We start from the raw sequence: 19,991 nt of genomic DNA, 5'->3' as shown, positions 1-19,991 counted from the left end.
TAGTTGTCAAAGATCATTTAACTTTAATGTGGTAATACATTAAAAGATTAAAGAACATTTTTACATCTATTTGAGTTATTGAAATTTCTTTAAGGCTAAATCTTGGAATGCTTTCATTCTTAAAAGAGATACTAAAGCTTTATAATAGAGCATTACCTTATTAAAAAGATGGATAATGTCTCTTTAGTTTTCTATTTTTATCAATAGAAGTAGGGAATGCTTCATTGTATTTCTTAAGCTTCTTTATTGAATATTAAAAACTTAAATGTTTAACTTTAAGCCTTTAATAAATATTAAAAACTTAAGGCTTTAACTTTAATTTAAATACAACCTTTTAAATAGTTAAGTTACTAATTCTAGTTTAACTTCATTAAAAGTTTAAGGAACTTATCTCTATTAATATCCTAAATCAAGCTGAATTTTCAAAGAACCCTTTTAAAATGCAAAAAAGGAAGTGAAATTATAGTAAAAATAGCTTAATATGAGATTAAGGGGCGGATTAATGGATTAAAGGAGTTATAAATGTTCTATTAGGTTTTAGATAAATGATTGATTGAATTTCAAAGAAGATTGTTTGGTTAAGATTAGGTAGATAGATGAGTAAGTCAGTGGATTAAGTGGATTAAAGATTAAGTAAGTCTTGGGTGTTAAAGATTAAAGGGGACAGAGATAGTTAGGTATTAATGTAGAGCAAAGAGTAGAGATTAAAGGAGATATTAGGTGTTAAAGATTAATAAGTAGATATTAAAGATTAGAGGAGATATTAAGTATTTATTTAAGTTAGGTGTTGAGTAAGTATTAAGTGAATATTAAAGATTAAAGGGGATACAGAGATAGTTAGGTATTAAGTAGATGTTGTTGGTTAATTAAGAGAATGGGGGGAGGATTTAAAAAACACATAAGAAAACCACAATAACAATTAGAGCTTTTTTCAATACTAGAGAATCTTATGCCTAATACTCTTATAAAAATATGAACCAAATATAAAATCCTAAAAACTTTATGGAATAAAAATGATATGGGGATTCTAAATTGGGGGTTAATTTCTATATTTACTGCTATAAATCTTCGAATTTTCTTTTAATTTTGTTAGAATCTTTTGCAAGATTATTTATACGCAGGAAATATAATGAAATTACAAAAGATTAATGAAAATACTTTTAACTTACGGGGTAAATTAAAAGATATGAGTGATTATAGTGAACTAAAAAGTCTTTTAGAAAAAAAACGAAAAAGGGGCGAGTTAGAAGTAATTTTTAATATTCCTAATGCTAAAGAAATCAATTTGTATATTCTAGGATATTGGCTAAAACTTGCTAAAAAAAATAATTTTAATTTCATAATTTATATTGAAAACTCTTATTTGTATAATAACTTTTTAAAACTTGGCTTGCATAAATTCCTTAAGGTTATTAATGGAAGTATGGAATAATATTTATAACGTTTTTGACCCCGTTGCCTTTAGTCTCTTTGGAATCTCTGTTCGCTGGTATGGGATTATGTATGTTGCCGCCCTACTCTTAGCATTATTTATCGCACAACTTTTTATTAAAAAAGACGCTTACCCCATTAAAGAAGAGCTATTAAATAGTTATTTTATATGGGTAGAAATTGGCGTAATTTTGGGTGCTAGAATAGGCTATATTGTATTTTATGATCCTTTTGCATTCTATTATTTAAGCCATCCTTGGGAGATATTTAATCCCTTTGATAGGAATGGAAATTTCATAGGTATTAGCGGAATGAGCTTTCATGGAGCTGTAATTGGATTTTTAATTGCTTCTTTTATCTTTACAAAAATAAAAAAAGTGAATTTCTGGCTTTTTGCTGATTTAGCAGGACTTAGTATCCCTCTAGCCTATGTCTTTGGTAGAATTGGAAACTTTTTAAATCAAGAATTAGTAGGACGAGAAACTACAAATCCTTTAGGAATCTATGTTGATAGTGTATTACGGCACCCAAGCCAGTTATATGAAGCATTTTTAGAGGGGATTGTTGTTTTTGTTATTTTATTTTTATACCGCAAAAAAGCTCATTTTGTTGGGGAAATTGGACTTTTATATATTATTTTGTATTCTTTAGCCCGTTTTATTGCAGAATTTTTCAGAGAACCTGACTTACAACTTGGCTTTATAGCATTTAATTGGCTAACGCAAGGACAACTCCTATCTTTAATCATTGGTGCATTGGGTTTATATTTTTTAACACAAAAGGCAAAAAGTGGCTAATATCTCCTTACAAAACATCTCTAAAGCCTTTGATTATAAACCTATTTTAAAAGATATTTCCTTACATATTCACCAAGGGGAGAGAGTAGCTATCATTGGCAAAAATGGAGCGGGAAAAAGCACCCTTTTAAAAATCCTTAATGGGGAATTAGAAGCAGATTATGGAAAGAGAATCCTAGAAGGGGATTTAGAGATTCAAACGCTCGCCCAAAAACCAAATTTTCAAGAGGGATCGACAACTAAAGAGAGTGTTTTACAAGCTCTTACAACACTTAATCAAGCAAAGCAATCCTTAGAGCAAATAGCAAAATCTCTACAAAATGCTCCTTATGATAAAGAACTCTTAAAAAAACACTCAAAACTATCAAACTTCATTGAACACCATAATGCTTGGGACTTAGAAAACAAGATTCAACAAATCCTAGAAACCTTTGAGTTAAAGGAGTTAGAGAACCAAAAGGTAGAATATTTAAGCGGGGGAGAGCAAAAACGCGTAGCCTTAGCCTGTTTGCTACTTATAAAACCCGATATTTTACTCCTAGATGAACCCACTAATCATTTAGATGTAGAAATGGTAGAGTCTTTAGAAAATTTATTACTTAAAGAAAAATACACCCTTGTTTTTATTAGCCACGATAGGTATTTTATCGATAAAATCGCTACCCGCATTATTGAAGTAGAGGATTGTAAAATCCGTGAATTTAACGGAGGATATGGGGATTATCTAAAAGCCAAAGAAGCATTACTAAAAAGCTTATCAAAAAGCCACCAAACTTTATTAAAACACCTAAGAATGGAAGAAGAATGGTTAGCTAGAGGGGTAAAAGCTAGAGTAAAACGCAATGAGGGCAGAAAAGAAAGGATTTTAAAACTAAGGGAAGAAGCAAAGAAAAATCCCTCCCTTATCAAAAAAATGAGTTTAGAATTGGAGAGAGAGCATAAACGTTTTAACCAACTTGAAGGAACAAACCGCAAAAAAATGCTTTTTGAATTAGAAAATATCTCTATGCAAATGGGGAATAAAATCCTCTTTAAAAACTTTTCTACTCGGATTTTAAACACTGATAAAGTCGCTATTGTTGGTAAAAATGGGGTAGGCAAAAGCACATTTTTAAAACTCCTTTTAGGGAGAGCACAAAACTATTATGGAACACTCCAAAGGGGGGATTTTAAAATAGGCTATTTTGACCAACATCGTGAAATGCTTGATGATTCTAAAGATTTATTAGAAACCTTTTGCCCTTTTGGGGGAGACCATATAGAAGTCAAAGGCAAAAGTTTGCATATTTTTGGCTACCTTAAAAACTTCCTTTTTCCTAAAGAATTTTTAGATAGAAAAATTGGTGCATTAAGTGGTGGAGAAAAAAGTCGTGTAGCTTTAGCATTACTTTTTAGCAAAGAATATGATTGTTTAATACTTGATGAACCCACTAATGATCTAGATATTCCCACTATCAATATTTTAGAAGAATACTTACAAAGCTTTCAAGGAGCCTTATTCTTTGTAAGCCACGACCGATATTTTGTGGATAAAATCGCTAAAAAACTTTTTATCCTAAAAGATAAAAAAATTGAAGAATCCCATCGTAGCTTTAGCGAATACTTAGAAATTCAAAATGAGCTTAAAGAATACACCAATATTGCTAAAGAACTTCAAAAAACAAAAGTGGAAAAACCAAAAAATAAAACTAAGCTAAGTTATAATGAAAAGAGACTTTTAGAGCTATTACCCAAAGAGATTGAATCTTTAGAGCAAGAATTAAAACTTTTAGAAAAAGAACTTTATACACCACAGAAAAATAGCGATTTAACAACCCTAGCTTTAGAATATGAAAACAAAAAAGCCCTATGTGAAGAGAAAATTACGCAATACTTAGAGCTAGAAGAAAAAATGGAAAATCTCTAATGCAGAGTTTTGGTGAATTTATGCAAAAATGGCTTTATGGAGAGAGTGGCTATTATAGAAATTTGCATATTGGCAAAGAAGGGGATTTTTACACTAGCATAAGTGTAAGTGAATTTTTTGGCTATACCTTGGGCTATTATCTGCAAGCACAATTAAACTCTCTTCAAAACCAAAAGATTGCCATTGTAGAAATTGGTGCAGAAAGGGGCAATTTAATAAGTGATATTGCCTTTTTTTTAAAAGAAAATTTTTTAAACTTTCATAAAATTGATTTTCTGATTTTAGAACCACTTAAGTCCCTACACAACATACAAAATCAAACTTTTTTGCAAAAAATAGATTCTAAAAACCTCTTAATAGTAGAGGATTTTCAATCCATTAAATCCCTGCATTATGATTTTATTTTTTATTGTAGCAATGAACTTTTGGATGCTTTTCCTTGCGAACTTTATTATCAAGGACAAATAGCTTTTATAGAGGATAATATTTTAAGTTTCAAAAAAGCCCCAAAACCCATAGAACAAATCGCACAAAAGTTTCATTTGCAGATTTCTGAAATTCCTTTATATATAGAAGAATTTATCAAAAACTGCAATAATTGTGCGAAAAATTGGATGTTTTTAACCTTTGATTATGGAAGCTTAGAAACAAGAAATGAGTTTTCTTTACGACTTTTTGAAAAACACTCAACAAAAAATCTATTCATTTCTCCTAAAAGCACAGAATATGATAAAAGCTTTTTAGAATCTTTTAACAAATGTGATATAACCTATGATGTTAATTTTACAATTTGGAATAACTACTTTGAAACCATAGGTGCAAAAAAGCTTTTTTGCCATAGGCAAAATAGAGCCTTAGTAGATATGGGTTTAGATAAAGTTGGGGAATGGTATATTGCTAAATATGGATTGCAATCTTTTATGAAACACTCTGCTAAGATTCGGACACTTCTTGAGCCGGGTTTATTAGGTGAGAGATTTTTAGGTATGGCTTTTGTAAAATAACTTAAAAAGGATAATTATGGATTTTAATACAAATCTCCTTGATGCCATTGAGAGGATAGAAAAAGCAAGAATCGCTGTAGATAGACATAGAATTGTTAGACTAATTGCAGTTAGCAAATATTCTACCACAGAGCAAATACAAGCCCTTTATCAATGCGGACAAAGAGCCTTTGGAGAAAATAAAGTGCAAGATTTAAACCAAAAATCCCAACTCTTAGAATCTCTCCCCTTAGAATGGCATTTCATTGGCACTTTACAAAGTAATAAAATTAATATGCTACTAAAAATCAAACCCTTTATGCTCCATAGCCTACACTCTCTAAGTCTCGCAGAAGAATTACAAAAGCGACTAAGTAAAGAAAACAAAACTTTACGGACACTTTTACAAATCAATAGTGCAAAAGAAAATAATAAAAGTGGCTTTATGCCTGAAGTTGCCATTGAAAAATACCACCAAATCTCTCAGAATTTCCCTAATATCAAGCTTTCCGGAATTATGAGTATTGGAGCACATACTCAAGATACAAAAATCATTCAAAAAAGTTTTGAAACGACTTATAAGATTTATGAAAAGCTACTCCCCATAGGCGCACAAACACTAAGTATGGGAATGAGCGGAGACTTTGAACTTGCGATTAAATGCGGAAGTAATTGTGTGCGATTAGGCACTATACTTTTTAAATAATTAAAAATTAAACTTAATAAGTTTTTGTGGAATCTTCACAACAATTTTTCGCACAAGCTCACTCTGGCTAATAAAAATCCCACCAGCATGCACATCATTTGCTTCAAAAACTGCTAGATTACCCCTAAAAAGTAGCAAGGTTGAAGCATAGATACTTGGATAATATTCTATTAAATCTTTATCTCTATTATAAGGATTCTTTATTTCACAAAGGCTATGAGGAGCAACAAAGAATATCTCCCTGCCCTTTAGTAGCATTTGAAAATCTACCATTTCTTGATGGCTCTCATAAAATGCCTCTTTGGGAGACTTTGTATAATAAGCTTGTTCGATAGATTTAATCCCCTCATCTACATACACTTCCAAACTTTCATTAGCTCCTAAATGTGTAATCCTATGATAAACTTCACTTTCCTCATCTAAAGCTTCATTGAGATAACTACATACCTTTAGCAAAGATTCACTTTTTTTAAATTTTCTTAAAATATCTGGAAAATAGCCTACAAACATATCAAGCCTTGAAATTCTTTAAACCTACTAATCGCCATTTATTAGCCTTATATTCTAATTCCACTACACAGCCTTTACTTATCTTCAAAGATACTTCCCCACAAAGGTGCCGCACAAATTCACCAATTAAAGGCTCGTGTCCCACTATAACCACTACCTCCCAATCTTGTTGTATCTCTTCTTTATGTTTAATATAACCCTCTATACCTATTTCTGGATTCAAAGAAGGACTTAAAAAGAAAGTGCTTTGTTTTTGATAAGCTGCAATATATTTAGCGGTATCAGAAGCCCTAATGGCTAAAGAAGAAATTATGGCATCAATAGAGTATTTTTTGAGATATTTTGCTATGTTTTTAGCCTGTTTAACACCTTTTTTTACCAAAGGTCGTCTTAAATCATCTTTTGCATTCCATTTCTCCCTATCTTCAGCTTTAGCGTGACGCACCAAAACCAAATACATTATAATCCCATTTTTTCTAGCATTTTAATAACAAGTCGTGTGCTTTTTCTTGCAGCTTCTTCTAAAAACTCTTCATAACTTACCAAAGCTTCATCACTAGCATTATCGGAAATTGCACGCAAAATGCAAAAAGGAATCTGCAAATTATCACACACTACTGCTACACTAGCACCTTCCATTTCTATAGCATCGGCTTTAAAAGTATGCTTAATCCACTCTTTGCGTTCAGAATTATGAATAAATTGATCCCCTGTGGCAATAATTCCCTCATACATCCTAAAACCTTCATTTTTAGCGACTTCTTTAGCAATACTATTGAGTTTTTCATCGGTTTTTGTAAAAACTTTCCCTCCTGATAAGAATCCAAAAGGATGCCCAAAAGCGGTAATATCTACATCGTGTTGTGCTAACTCTACGCCTAAGACTAAATCACCAATTTTATACTCTGGATTAACTCCCCCTGCAACACCAGTAAAAATAATACCCTCACAACCAAAATGCAAAATCATTATAGACGCACTAAGAGCAGAGAAAACCTTGCCTATACGACTACTTGCAATAATAATTCCATTTTGTTTAATTTTATAAAAAGTATTTCCACCAAAGCAAATACTCTCATAATCCTTATAATGCTCCAATAAAAGCATTATTTCTTCATCCATCGCACCTAAAATACCAACCTTCATTAAAAATCCTTATCTAAAAATTCTTGCACTTCTTGATAATTTTGCAAAGAAAGTGTCTCTTTGGAAGTAAGCCGCTTATTTAAGCCCTTTAATACATTTCCTCCACATTCTATAAATATCTCAACTTCCTTATCATTTTCACGAATAGATTGCTTATAAAGCACCGGGGAAATAAGCTGATTAGATAATAATCTCAAAGCCTCATCCTTTTTATTATAAGGCTTTGCACTAACATTAGAGATAATAGAAAACCCAAAAGAATCTTTTAAAGAACTTTCTAAAATAACCGCAAAATCCTCACGCATTCCCTCTAAAATAGGACAATGGCTAGCTACGGACATAGGAAGCATTAAGACTCTCTTAGCTCCTAGTCCTTTTATTTCAACTTCAAGGCTTGATAAATCCTCCCTGCCTCCGGCTAATACCATTTGTGCATCCGCATTATAGTTGGCACACCATACTTTCAAACCAATATTACGTTTTTTATCACAAAATTCTTCTAAAATGGGGTCTTCTAAACCCAAAACAACCATCATTCCAGCGGTTTTATTTTTACAGCACTCCTCCATTAATCTCCCCTTTGATTAACTAAGGTTAAAGCATTATCAAAATCAATAACACCACTAGCACATAAAGCACTAAATTCTCCCAAAGAATGCCCTAAACCAAAACCTATTTTGCCTTTTATTTTAGGCAATATCAAAGAATAAATCGCATAGCTTACGAGCAAGATTGCAGGCTGTGTATATTGTGTTAGATTTAATTTATCATTTTCTTCAAAACAAAGCTTAGCCATATTTTCTTGCAAAATATCACTTGCTTGTTCAAAAAGCACTTTAACTTCTTGTGAGTTTTGATAAAGATCTTTTCCCATCCCTATACTTTGACTACCTTGACCAGGAAAAATTACTGCAACATTCATTATGATCCTTTACATTCTTGTCTTTGCTTGCACACCCAAAAGTTCTAATCCTTGAAAAAGAGCTTGTGCTACAATCTTTAAAACACTTAAAATTTGCTTTTCATTTTCTGTGTGTAAAATTTTTTCTTCATTATAAAAATGATGAAACTCTGAAGAGAGCATACGCAAGTATTCCACCATCTTTTGGGGAGCCCTTTGGCTAAAAGAATCTTCTAAAACCTTAGAAAAATTCAAAGCTAAAACCAATAAATCACGCAAAGATTCTGTAATGCCCTCTAAAGACTGCCCTTGAAAACTTTGAAAATCTTGATGAGATTTTTCAAAGAGTGTATGAATCCTAGCGTGTGCATAATTGATATAATAGATAGGATTAGAAGAATCTTGCTTTTTCAAATCCTCCACATCAAATTCTAAATGTGTATCGGCTTTTTTACTTAAAAAAGCTAAACGCAAAGCATCAGAACCAACCTCCTCTACCACATCTTTTAATAAAATAAAATTACCCGCTCGCTTACTCATCTTATAAGCTTCACCATTTTTTAGCAAAGCTACCATTTGTGAGAGCAATATTTCTAAATTTTTACTCTCATACCCTAAAAACTCTATAGCCGCTTTTATTCTAGCAATATAGCCATGATGATCAGCCCCCCAAATATTAATGTATTTATCAAAAGAGCGTTTAAATTTATTCCTATGGTAGATAATATCTCCAGCAAGATAAGTAGGTTCCCCATTTTCTCGGACAATCACCCTATCTTTTTCATCCCCATATTCACTAGATTTTATCCATATTTTTTTCTCTAGCTCATAAACTCCATTACCTTTTTGTAATTGTGCTAATGTGTTATCCCATTCCTTAAAAAGTGTCTTTTCGCTTACAAAATTATCAAATACTATTCCAATCTGTGCTAAATTAGCCTGTATCTCTTCTAACATTTTATCTTTGCCAAAAACACTTAAATCCGCAATATTTTTCTCCGACTCAAAGCATTCTTCACCAAAATGCTCTTTTGCTTCTTTTGCTAACTCTAAAATATATTCACCTCTATAACAATCCTCTGGTAAGTTATAAGCTTCATTAAAAAATAAATGTCTTCCGGCAATATAAATAGAACGTCCTAAATTTTCTATTTGTGTGCCCGCATCATTAATATAATATTCCCTAACAACTTCAAATCCTAAATACTCACCAAAACGCGCTAAACAATCGCCAAAAATTGCTCCTCTTGCGTGTCCGATATGTAAAGGACCTGTCGGATTAGCACTCACATATTCAAGCAAAATTTTTTCTTTTGTATTTTTTAAAAATTTTGGAGTTAAAAAATTCTTTACACATTCTTGCAAAAAGCCATCACTTAAAGAAAAATTCACATATCCACCCACAACATTAATGTTTATTATCTCTGCTAAAGTTGCTAATTTTTTAGCAAAATCTTGTGCAATTTCTGGAGGATTCTTCTTCAAAGTTTTAGCAAGGCTAAAAGTTGGTAAAGCAAAATGCCCAAATTTCCTATCTTTTGGTTTTTCTAAAAAACATTCAATATCTAAAGTCTGGCTAATAAGAGCTTTAAGGCTTGGATACATTTTTAAACTTTAGTGTTCTCAGCATTAGTAGTAGTTGAAGCATTTTCTTGTTTTTTATCTTGCTCAATTTTAGTATTAGTGGCTACCTCTTCTTCCTCTTCTTTAACCGCCTTTTTGAAGTTTTTAATCCCCGAACCTAATCCTTTAGCTAAGTCTGGAATTTTCTTAGCCCCAAATAAAACAATAATAATTAATAAAACAATCAATAATTGTTGCACACTTGGCATCATTATTTTATCCTTAATGAGAAATTTTCCTCATTATAGCATACTTTAACTTGTAACCATCAAACCTAATCAAAAACCAAATGCTGAAAACTTGCTTGATAAAATTCATAAAAATAATTCTCTCCATCTCCTCTTTGTTCTCTTGAAATAGCCTTGTATATCCCCTCTTCTTTATTGGTTCTAAAAACAATTTGTCCGTTTTTAAGGAGTAAAATATCCCCACAAAGCTGTAAAACAATGCGTAAGTCGTGAGAAATTACAATATAAGTCATTTGGAATTGCTTTTGCAAACTCTTAAGTTTTTCAATCATTCTCATTTGCAAATGCACATCTAAATTAGAAAGTGCCTCATCTAAAATTAATATTTTAGGTCGCAATGCTAAAACCCTTGCAAGGTTGATTCTTTGTTGTTCCCCACCACTAAATTCTGAACTTTTCTTATCTAAAGAATCTTTTCTTAACTCTATAATATCCGCTAACTCTTCACTCTGCTCTTTAGCATTTTTTAGCATTTTAAAGTTTGCTAACCCCTCTAATAAACATTCCCTAGCGCTCCATCTAGGATTTAAAGAGCTTTGAGGATCTTGAAAAACCGCTTGAATAGATTTTTTTAACTCCCTATCCTCCCCTTTAAAATATTCTTTAGAAAGTATAGTTACTTGACCACTTTTTGGCTTTTCTAATCCTAATAAGATTCTTACAAGGCTAGATTTACCTGCCCCATTCCTACCCAAAATTCCTAAGTTTCTATTTTCAAACAAAGAAAAACTAACTTTGTTTAAAGCCATATTCAGGGGGGCTCTAGAGAAAAAATTACCCTTTTTATAATATTGTGAGACTTCCTTAACATTAATTAACTCTTGCACTAAAATCTCCCCAAGGTGTTTGGAATAATTTTTGGTTTTCATCAAATAATTCTTTAGTTTTTCTAGCTTTTGGAGCGTTTAAAATCTCTCGCACTTTTCCATATTCTACAATTTCTCCCTTATCTAAGACTATCATTGTCTCTGCAACTTTAGCGGCTAAAAATACATCGTGTGTTACAAATAAGATTCCAAAATTTTTTTGTTTTTGCAAAGACAAAAATAAATCAATAATCTCATTAACACCGATACAATCTAAATCACTTGTCATTTCATCACTAAAGATAAAATTAGGATTAATACAAAGTGCTAAAGCAATCATCGCCCTTTGAAGCATACCCCCACTTAACTCAAAAGGATAAGATTCTAGGACATCCCTTGCTAATCCTACCGATTCTAGCCCCCACTCTTGCTCTTTTAAATCTATACCGTGGGCTTTAAGTGTTTCTAGAAAATGCACCTTTAGAGTATAAATACCATCAAAGCAACTCGCAGGATTTTGCAAAATAACGCCATTTTTTGCATTATTGCTAATTTGTCCTTCTAAAAAAATATTTTGGGGCAATATCCCTAAAATAGCCCTCAAAAGCAAACTTTTCCCGCTTCCACTCTCACCCAAAATAGCGATCCTCTCACCCTTTGACATTGTAAAAGAAATATTTTTTAAAATCTGCTTGTAGGGACTTTTTAAAGATAAGTTTTCTATTTTAATCATTATGCCACCTTTAAAGTATCTAAAGCATATTTATCCCGCAATGCTTCCCCTAAAGTATTAAAAATCGCAACACTTATAAAAATACATAACCCCGGATAAACCATCAAATGCGGGTATTCCATAACAAAAGGTGCAAAATCTTGTATCATAACTCCCCATTCTGCTAAGGGGGCTTGCACACCAAGTCCCAAAAAAGATAATCCCGCAACATGTAAGAGCATATGCCCAAAATCTAAGGTAATTAGAATAATCATCTGCACAAAAACCACCGGCAAGATATGTTGGCATAAAATCTTAAATTCACTGCCACCTAGCATTTTAGCAGCCATTATATGGTTTTGCGTCTGCACCTCTAACACAATACTCCTAACCATTCTTGCATACCAAGCCCAATGGGTAAGAGCAATGGCTAAAATCACATTCACCAAACCAACACCTAAAATAGCGATAAAAAACAAAGCAAGAACAAAAGTTGGAAAAGTTAAAAATACATCACAAATACGCATTAAAATATTATCGACTACTCCCCCCTTGTATCCGGCAATCATCCCCACACTAAAAGAGCTTATAACAATCAAAAAACTAATACATAATACACTAAAAAAGGAAATTCTTGCTCCATAGCCCAAACGACTTAAAATGTCCCTCCCTAAATGGTCAGTCCCAAGCCAATATTCACTACTAGGTGGAGAAAATTGCATTTGTAAATCCCCTATATTAGGATTATGAGGAAATATTAGGGGTGCAAAAATAGCAATAAAAATTAAAGTAACACTCAAAAACAAAGCAATTTTTAAACGCATTTAAACTTCCTTATAACGTATCTTTGGATTAAGATACGCTAAAGCAATATCTACCAATAAATTTAGCACTATAAAAACCACTACCATCAAAAGCATAAAAGCTTGAATAACCGGATAATCGTGGCTATAAATTGCCCCTACAGCATATCTCCCAAAACCGGGCATTCCAAAGAGAATCTCCACAATCACAGCCCCACCTAAAAGCTCACCAAAATGCATTCCCAAAGAAGTAACAATAGGTAAAATAGAGTTTTTAAGGATATGTTTATGAATTGTATATTGAGACAATCCCCTAGCATAAGCGTATAAAACGCTTCTTTGACTTTGGTGTTCTAAAAAGCTTACGCGCATCAAACGCATATTAATCGCTATAGACATTAAACTTAAAGTAATAACTGGTAAAATATAACTTGTTGGTGAGAAATCCTTATAAGGGGATAAAATACCAAGCTTCAAAGTAAAACCATAAATCAATAAAAACCCTAACCAAAAACTTGGCGTTGAAACAGCAATAAAGGCAAAAACCCCAAGCCCCCTATCGATAATGGTATCTTTTTTTATAGCTCCTAATACACCCAATGCAATCCCAAATATCACTACAACAATCATTGACAAAAAAGCTAGATTTAAGGTTGTAGGTAAATAATACAAAATATCCTCTAAGACAGGACGTTTTGTTACATAAGAGATTCCAAAATCTAAGTGCAAAATATTTTTTAACCATATCCCATATTGTTGATAAAAAGGCAAATTCAAACCTAATTCCTCCCTAGCAATTTCTAGTGCCTCTTGTGTTGGAGGAATTTGGGATTGGGTAAGGTAAGCAAAAGCAGGATCAATAGGGCTAAGACGCAAAATCGCAAAGACAATAAAAGAAACTACTAGTAAAATAGGGATTAAAAACAAAATCCTCTGCCCTATAAATTTAAACATTATTCTCTCTTTTTCCGTATCTCTAGCTCTTCAAACAAAAACTCACTCTCCATATTTCCAAAATGATAAGATTGTATTTTGTCTTTACGATATACTCCTAAAACAAGAGTATAAGCTAGAGGCAAATAAATATCACTTTGGTGCAAAGCAGTAAGTAGATTGGTATATTCTTGTTGCAATTCCTTGTCTCCATAGGCGTTTAAGATTCTATAAATATTTGCATCAATATCTTTTTTGTTGGTTAAATCTTTTTGAATCGTAAAATCTGCGTGTGTTGGAACCAGCATTGATGCAATAAAAGAATGAGGGTCATAAGGATTACCCCAAGTATCATTGAAAATTAAATCAAAATTACCATTCTTTTGGCTTTGATAAAAACTAATTATTTCACTAGCAATTAATTTAACTTCAAGACCAATTTTACTTAAATCCAAAGCAACCGCTTCGGCAATCGCCTTTTGTGTAGGATTATTAGCGATATAAACAAATTCTAAGGGTTTAAACTTTTTGTCCTTTAAAAGTTTCTTAGCCTCTGCTACATTAAAGGGAACCTTCTCTAATCCAACATTAGAAAATGGTAGGAGAGGGTTAAATAAAAAATCTGCTTTTGGGTCAATTTGCAATAATATTTTCTCCCAAATAAGATTCTTATTCACAGCTATAATAATAGCCTTTCTTAAATCCTTATTAGAAGTTGGTCTATCCCTTGAAGCATTAAGAACTATCTGAAAAGTCCCTTGTGGTTTAGAAGTAACCATCTGGTATTTAGGGTTTTGGCTAAGTCGCTTAAAATTCTCTCTTGAAATAGAATCTCTACCCACTAAAATATCCAAAGCACCACTTTCAAAAGCTAAAATTCTAGCGTGGGCATCGGGAAGAATTTTCATCACAAGGCGAGAAATTTGTGGCTTTTTGCCTGAAAAATAAGGATTAGGAACAAACACATCACGCACACCAAGCACACTTTCTTCTAGCATAAAAGGACCACTACCAATAGGGGCTTTTATTCCATCTTTGGTACTTTTATTAATCATAGCCCCTGGAGAGATTATCCTAAAAGGACGCGGCAGACTAAGCTCATTTAAAACTGCAACATAAGGACTATTGAGCTCTAACTCAAAAACAAGAGGATTAAGAGCTTTATAACTTTTAATTTTATTAGTTATACCAAGCCAAGAATGCCTAGATTTATTTTCTAAAATTGCATCGAAGTTTGATTGAATAGCATAAGCATCTAAAGGACTTCCATCAGAAAATTTCAAATCTTTCTTAATTCGAAAAGTATAGGTTTTGCCCCCATTAGAAATATCCCAAGATTCTGCTATTTCTGGCTTTATCCCCTCTTCTGTATAACGAACAAGCCCTTGATAAACCATTACTTGTGCATACATTTGATTAGGAGAATAAAGGTGAGGATTAATCTTGCCTGCATTTACATTCCACGCACTGATAATTTCTGTGGAAAAAACATAAGAAAATAGAAAAATTAAAGAAAGAATAATTTTCACAACTACCCCTTAAATCTTAAATATAAGGCTATGATTTTATATTTTGAGAACTAAATAAATACTTAAAACTACCCAAATAAGGGGGTGGGGGGATATTAGTGAGAAACTGCCTCGCTAATACCTATACCTGTTTGAGCTCTAAAATCCTGCGCATTAAATCCGCTTTTATCAATTTCAGCCCGTTTAGAAGTATCAAGTTTAGAGATAATATAAATAAGGATAAAAGTCAAAGGAATAGAGAAAATTGCTGGATGATTATAGGGGAAAATTGCTTCACTAAAGCCAAAACTCTTTACCCAAATGCTAGGGCTTAAAATCACAAGAGCTAAGACAACAATTAAGCCAATTAAGCCTCCATAAAAGGCACCTTTTGTTGTAAGATTTTTCCAATAAATACTTAATAAAAGTATGGGAAAATTAACACTAGCAGCAATCCCAAATGCTAAACCAACCATAAAAGCTACATTTTGCTTTTCAAAAATCATTCCTAAAATAATAGCAACAATTCCAATACCAATAGTAGCAATTTTCGTTACCTTTCTCTCTAATTGTTGATCACATACACCATTTTTACAAACATTCACAAATAAATCGTGGCTTATAGCTCCTGCCCCAGAGATAGCAAGTCCAGAGACAACAGCTAAAATAGTCGCAAAAGCAACCGCTGAAATAAATCCTAAGAAAATATCTCCCCCTATAGCCTCTGCTAAAGTAATAGCAACCATATTCGCAATGCCATTAAAAGTCCCATCTGCATTGGTATAATCCGGATTCCCAAGCAATAACACAATCGCACCAAATCCGATAATAAAAGTTAAAATATAAAAATACCCAATAAAGGCAGTAGCATAAAAAACAGATTTTCTTGCTTCTTTAGCATCTTTAACCGTGAAAAATCGCATCAAAATATGTGGCAATCCTGCTGTTCCAAACATCAATGCAAGCCCTAATGAAATAGCCGAAATTGGATCTTTTATAAATCCACCAGGACTCATAATACCCTCAGCTTGAGGATGATTCTTTATTGCTTCAGAAAAATAATAGGTTAAATCAAATTTTGTAAGATACAAAATCATAAAAGACATAAAAGTAGCCCCACTTAAGAGTAAAATGGCTTTAATAATTTGCACCCAAGTTGTAGCGTGCATCCCACCAAAAGTTACATAACAAATCATTAAAATCCCAACCAAAATAACCGCCACCGCATAAGGAAGCCCAAAAAGCACTTGAATTAACTGCCCAGCACCTACCATTTGAGCAATAAGATAAAAACTAACGACACTTAAAGCCGATACTGCAGATAAGATTCTAATAGGCTTTGAATCTAACCGATAAGCAGCAATATCAGTAAAGGTAAATCTGCCAAGATTCCTAAACTTCTCCGCAATTAAAAATAAAATAATAGGCCAACCAACCAAAAACCCGATGGAATAGATTAACCCATCAAACCCATTGGTAAAAACAAGAGCGGTAATGCCTAAAAATGAAGCGGCACTCATATAATCCCCTGCTATGGCAGTCCCATTTTGCAGTCCTGTGATATTCCCTCCAGCAGTATAAAAACTACTTGCAGATTGACTTTTTTTACTAGAAAAATAAGTAATTCCTAAAGTTGCTAAAACGAAGATTAAAAACATAATAACTGCAGTTGGGTTAAACTGTGTCTTGACAACCTCACCAACATCAACTCCTGCTGAAAAACACAAGCTACTAAAAATACTTAAAAATGCTATTATTTTTTTCATTTATTATCCTTATAATAAGTAATCTTACCTTCTTTTAGATCCTCTAATAAACTACTACCCTCTAACTCCTGTAATACTTCTTCTTGTGCTTTATCAAAATATACATTAGCAAAGAAAGTATAAATTCCTGTTGCAATGATACAAGTAACAATTAAGCAAATACCAACGATAATTCCAAGCGTAATTGCACTAGGTCCTAAACGATACCCAAGAACTTCTGGAAATAAACCAACACTTACTATAAAAGTATAATAGAACACTAAGATAACAAGCGACAATATTAAAGAAACTCTATTCCTTAAAGAAATAAAATCCCGAAACTTTTTAATAACCTCATCATTTTTCATATTCGATCCTTATAAAGAAGTTTATTTTGATATGCTACTTAAAAACACATAAGTTTTACATAATAATTTTAAGCTATACCAATTAATATAAAAAATTGTTTATTATAGTAACTCTAATACAAGGGAGAATATAAGTTTTGGGTATAATAGAAACACTCTATAATATTTGATACACTCTTTATAGTTTTAATATCTTAAAATATTTAAACATAAAGTCTCTACTTTCTATCAATTCTTTACTTAAAGAAAATTATCAATTTATATCTTGCCTACTTCAAGATATAAATATTTTAAACTTTTGTTATAATGCAAAGACAAAATAGACTTAAGGATGAGTATGCAATATATTAGCGATACCTTAGAGGGAAAGCATATTTTAATCACCGGAGGAGCAGGATTTATAGGTTCTAATTTAGCATTGTATTTTCAAGAATACCACCCTAAGGCTAAAGTAGTCGTCTTTGATTGCTTTAGAAATGAAGAAACTTTTAGTAATGGTAATCTTAAATCTCTAGGGCATTTTAAGAATCTCTTAGGTTTTAATGGTGAAGTAATTGTTGGTGATATTAACAATAAACAAGATTTAGAACGATTAGAAGAAAATAGGTTTGATTATATCTTTCACCAAGCAGCTATTTCTGATACTACTATTAGCAATCAAGAGACTGTTTTAAGAAGCAATGTCAATGCCTTTAAAGATCTATTGCAATTATGCTTAAAAACACATTCTAAGATGATTTATGCCTCAAGTGCTGGTGTATATGGCAATACCCCAGCTCCCAATAATATAGGAAGCGGTGAGATTCCCCAAAACATTTATGGATTTTCTAAACTTATGATGGATAATTTAGCGAGTAAATACGCACAAAGCTTTCCTTTCTTGCATATCGTAGGATTACGGTATTTTAATGTCTATGGCAAAAATGAATTTTACAAAGGCAAAACCGCTTCTATGATTTTACAATTAGGCTTACAAGCCTTAAAAAGTAAAAAAGTTCGGCTCTTTAAAATGGGGGAGCAAAAACGCGACTTTGTCTATATTAAAGATGTTATTCAAGCTAATATTAAAGCAATGAGGGCTAAAAAAAGCGGGGTTTATAATGTAGGAAGTGGAGAGGCTAGGAGTTATAATGATATAGTAGCCTCTCTTAGAGAGCATTTAGGGGATTTTGAAGTGGAATATTTTGATAATCCCTATAATTTTTTTCAAACCCATACACAAGCTAATATTGCACTCACTAAAGAATTTCTAGGCTATGAGTCTAAATTCTCCTTAGAGGATGGCATTAAAGACTATGTAGGGCAAATCCAAGATATTCATCTAAAGGGCTGGTAATTGAAGCCAAAGATTCTAGTTATTGGGGATTTAATCTTAGATCATTATGTTTGGGGAAATTGTGAGCGAATCTCACCTGAAGCCCCCGTGCAAGTGATTGAGGTAACCAAAGAAACCTTAAGTTTAGGGGGTGCTTGTAATGTCGCTAATAATTTAGTGGCTTTAGAGGCAGAGGTTTTTATCTGCGGAATGATAGGGACTGATGAAGCAGGAGAGAAACTAAAATATCAATTACAAGCCCTCCATATCCACACACAAGGCATTTATATTCATAAAAATCGCCCCACAACCAAAAAATCAAGAATCATCGCCGCACACCAACAAGTTTTACGCGTCGATAAAGAGGATAAAGAAAGCATTGACCAAAAAGGAGAATCTTTTATCTTAGACTTTAGCACACAACTTATCAAAAATCACAAAATTGACTGCATTGTACTTTCAGATTATCAAAAAGGCGTTTTAAGCCCTAAGCTTACACAAGAGCTTATCACTCTTGCGAAAAAATCTAAAATTAAGATTTTAATTGACCCAAAAGGTAAAGATTATCAAAAATACCGCGGGGCTACACTCCTAACCCCTAATAAAAAAGAGGCTAAAGAAGCCACAAATATCTCCATTTGCGATCAAGAAAGCCTACTTTTAACCGCCAAAAAATTAAAACAAATATGTGATTTAGAATTTTCTTTAATTACCTTAAGTGAGGATGGCATAGCTATCTTAGATAAAACCCTACAAATAATCCCAACAGTGGCTAAAGAAGTCTTTGATGTAACCGGTGCTGGAGATACGGTTATTGCTGCCCTAGCCTATATGCTCTCCCTGCAAAAAAATATTCTCCAAAGTGTTTATTTCGCTAATGCAGCAGCAGCGGTTGTTGTGAATAAAATCGGCTCCGCCACAGCTTCCAAAGAGGAGATTGTCACTTATTTAAGAAAAAATAATCTCCTTAACTCCCAATTTATTGATAGCCATTTCTTATCAACCCTCCAAGAGAATAAACACAAAGAATCTCCTCTTTGCTTACAACTCCAAAACACGCCACAGAGGATAAGAAATTATAAGGATAAATACATTAGCCCTACCCACTTAGAGGATTTCATTAAAGCCCTAGAAAACTTAGAATCTAAAATTATTTTTACCAACGGTTGTTTTGATGTTTTGCATTTAGGGCATATTGATTACTTAAATAAGGCGAAAAATTTAGGGGATTTACTCATTATTGGCTTAAATAGTGATAATTCTATTAAAGCCCTTAAAGGTAAGAATCGCCCCATTAACTCGCAATATGATAGAATAGCTATGCTATGTGCCTTAGAATGTGTAGATTTTGTGATTATTTTTGAGGAAGAAACCCCTTTAGAGCTTATTAAAAAAATCAAACCCGATATTTTAGTTAAGGGCAAAGATTATCTAAATCAAGAAATAATAGGCAGTAATATCGCTAAAGAAGTCGTCTTAATAGACTATATAGAGGGCAAAAGTAGCACCGCTATTATTGAAAAAATCAAAACCTTAAAGTAGTAGGAGCA

General features: G+C 32.6%; 19 protein-coding genes and 1 pseudogene. 7 read left to right on the top strand and 13 right to left on the bottom strand.

What is annotated here, in order from left to right; genetic code table 11:
* Positions 1 to 1,129: 1,129 nt before the first annotated feature.
* Genes CDV25_RS07605 through CDV25_RS07585 form a run of 5 tightly spaced genes read left to right on the top strand, consistent with a single transcriptional unit; the run spans position 1,130 to position 5,823 of the window.
* A complete protein-coding gene (locus CDV25_RS07605) occupies positions 1,130 to 1,432 on the top strand; it encodes a hypothetical protein (RefSeq protein ID WP_034554975.1) in 303 nt (100 codons plus the stop codon).
* Positions 1,416 to 2,228, top strand: coding sequence for a prolipoprotein diacylglyceryl transferase (gene lgt, locus CDV25_RS07600; RefSeq protein WP_108911435.1), 813 nt, complete (start codon positions 1,416 to 1,418; stop codon positions 2,226 to 2,228). Before CDV25_RS07605 ends, lgt begins: the two co-directional genes overlap by 17 nt.
* Positions 2,221 to 4,134: a ribosomal protection-like ABC-F family protein gene (gene abc-f / locus CDV25_RS07595; RefSeq protein ID WP_108911434.1), complete on the top strand. Its 1,914-nt coding sequence runs from the start codon at positions 2,221 to 2,223 to the stop codon at positions 4,132 to 4,134. Before lgt ends, abc-f begins: the two co-directional genes overlap by 8 nt.
* Positions 4,134 to 5,138 carry an SAM-dependent methyltransferase gene (locus CDV25_RS07590; RefSeq protein WP_108911433.1) on the top strand — a complete coding sequence of 335 codons (1,005 nt, stop codon included), beginning with the start codon at positions 4,134 to 4,136 and terminating at the stop codon, positions 5,136 to 5,138. Before abc-f ends, CDV25_RS07590 begins: the two co-directional genes overlap by 1 nt.
* Before the next feature lie 16 nt (positions 5,139 to 5,154).
* Positions 5,155 to 5,823 (top strand): YggS family pyridoxal phosphate-dependent enzyme, encoded by a 669-nt coding sequence (locus tag CDV25_RS07585; protein ID WP_204161839.1) that lies wholly within the window; start codon positions 5,155 to 5,157, stop codon positions 5,821 to 5,823.
* Here the strand turns inward: CDV25_RS07585 and CDV25_RS07580 are convergent, their stop codons facing one another.
* From CDV25_RS07580 to CDV25_RS07520, 13 genes and pseudogenes are all read right to left on the bottom strand, one after another.
* Complete coding sequence (locus CDV25_RS07580; RefSeq protein WP_108911431.1) at positions 5,824 to 6,333, bottom strand: NanQ anomerase/TabA/YiaL family protein; 510 nt, start codon at positions 6,331 to 6,333, stop codon at positions 5,824 to 5,826. It abuts the gene before it with no gap.
* Position 6,334: 1 nt separating this feature from the next.
* Positions 6,335 to 6,793, bottom strand: coding sequence for a SixA phosphatase family protein (locus CDV25_RS07575; protein WP_034555012.1), 459 nt, complete (start codon positions 6,791 to 6,793; stop codon positions 6,335 to 6,337).
* Positions 6,793 to 7,479 (bottom strand): 5'-methylthioadenosine/adenosylhomocysteine nucleosidase, encoded by a 687-nt coding sequence (locus tag CDV25_RS07570; RefSeq protein ID WP_108911430.1) that lies wholly within the window; start codon positions 7,477 to 7,479, stop codon positions 6,793 to 6,795. Before CDV25_RS07570 ends, CDV25_RS07575 begins: the two co-directional genes overlap by 1 nt.
* Positions 7,479 to 8,401 (bottom strand): annotated as a pseudogene (gene fabD / locus CDV25_RS07565) (ACP S-malonyltransferase). Before fabD ends, CDV25_RS07570 begins: the two are co-directional and overlap by 1 nt.
* Positions 8,402 to 8,410: 9 nt before the next feature.
* On the bottom strand, positions 8,411 to 9,985 hold the full coding sequence (gene argS, locus CDV25_RS07560; protein ID WP_108911429.1) for an arginine--tRNA ligase: 1,575 nt from the start codon (positions 9,983 to 9,985) through the stop codon (positions 8,411 to 8,413).
* Between the two features lie 2 nt (positions 9,986 to 9,987).
* Complete coding sequence (gene tatA / locus CDV25_RS07555; RefSeq protein ID WP_034555244.1) at positions 9,988 to 10,215, bottom strand: twin-arginine translocase TatA/TatE family subunit; 228 nt, start codon at positions 10,213 to 10,215, stop codon at positions 9,988 to 9,990.
* A 62-nt stretch (positions 10,216 to 10,277) separates the two neighbouring features.
* Complete coding sequence (locus CDV25_RS07550; protein WP_108911856.1) at positions 10,278 to 11,078, bottom strand: ATP-binding cassette domain-containing protein; 801 nt, start codon at positions 11,076 to 11,078, stop codon at positions 10,278 to 10,280.
* Positions 11,062 to 11,790, bottom strand: a complete 729-nt coding sequence (locus CDV25_RS07545) for an ABC transporter ATP-binding protein (RefSeq protein ID WP_108911428.1) — start codon at positions 11,788 to 11,790, stop codon at positions 11,062 to 11,064. The genes CDV25_RS07550 and CDV25_RS07545 overlap by 17 nt, the downstream gene beginning before the upstream one ends.
* A complete protein-coding gene (nikC, locus tag CDV25_RS07540) occupies positions 11,790 to 12,593 on the bottom strand; it encodes a nickel ABC transporter permease subunit NikC (RefSeq protein WP_108911427.1) in 804 nt (267 codons plus the stop codon). The genes CDV25_RS07545 and nikC overlap by 1 nt, the downstream gene beginning before the upstream one ends.
* Complete coding sequence (locus CDV25_RS07535; protein WP_108911426.1) at positions 12,594 to 13,526, bottom strand: ABC transporter permease subunit; 933 nt, start codon at positions 13,524 to 13,526, stop codon at positions 12,594 to 12,596. It lies immediately after the preceding gene.
* A complete protein-coding gene (gene nikA, locus CDV25_RS07530; RefSeq protein WP_108911425.1) occupies positions 13,526 to 15,034 on the bottom strand; it encodes a nickel ABC transporter substrate-binding protein in 1,509 nt (502 codons plus the stop codon). The genes CDV25_RS07535 and nikA overlap by 1 nt, the downstream gene beginning before the upstream one ends.
* A 95-nt stretch (positions 15,035 to 15,129) precedes the next feature.
* Positions 15,130 to 16,779 (bottom strand): cation acetate symporter, encoded by a 1,650-nt coding sequence (locus CDV25_RS07525; protein WP_108911424.1) that lies wholly within the window; start codon positions 16,777 to 16,779, stop codon positions 15,130 to 15,132.
* A complete protein-coding gene (locus CDV25_RS07520; RefSeq protein ID WP_108911423.1) occupies positions 16,776 to 17,126 on the bottom strand; it encodes a DUF485 domain-containing protein in 351 nt (116 codons plus the stop codon). Before CDV25_RS07520 ends, CDV25_RS07525 begins: the two co-directional genes overlap by 4 nt.
* A gap of 337 nt (positions 17,127 to 17,463) precedes the next feature.
* Between CDV25_RS07520 and rfaD the strand changes: the two genes are divergently transcribed.
* Together rfaD and rfaE1 are read left to right on the top strand one after the other, a co-directional pair.
* Complete coding sequence (rfaD, locus tag CDV25_RS07515) at positions 17,464 to 18,462, top strand: ADP-glyceromanno-heptose 6-epimerase (protein WP_108911422.1); 999 nt, start codon at positions 17,464 to 17,466, stop codon at positions 18,460 to 18,462.
* Positions 18,463 to 19,983 (top strand): D-glycero-beta-D-manno-heptose-7-phosphate kinase, encoded by a 1,521-nt coding sequence (rfaE1, locus tag CDV25_RS07510; protein ID WP_108911421.1) that lies wholly within the window; start codon positions 18,463 to 18,465, stop codon positions 19,981 to 19,983.
* Positions 19,984 to 19,991 lie beyond the last annotated feature (8 nt).

It is taken from the genome of Helicobacter apodemus, assembly GCF_003097575.1.
GTDB classification, from domain to species: Bacteria; Campylobacterota; Campylobacteria; order Campylobacterales; family Helicobacteraceae; genus Helicobacter_D; species Helicobacter_D apodemus.
Note: the sequence above shows the minus strand (reverse complement) of the source record. Positions and strands in the feature narration are given on the sequence as shown.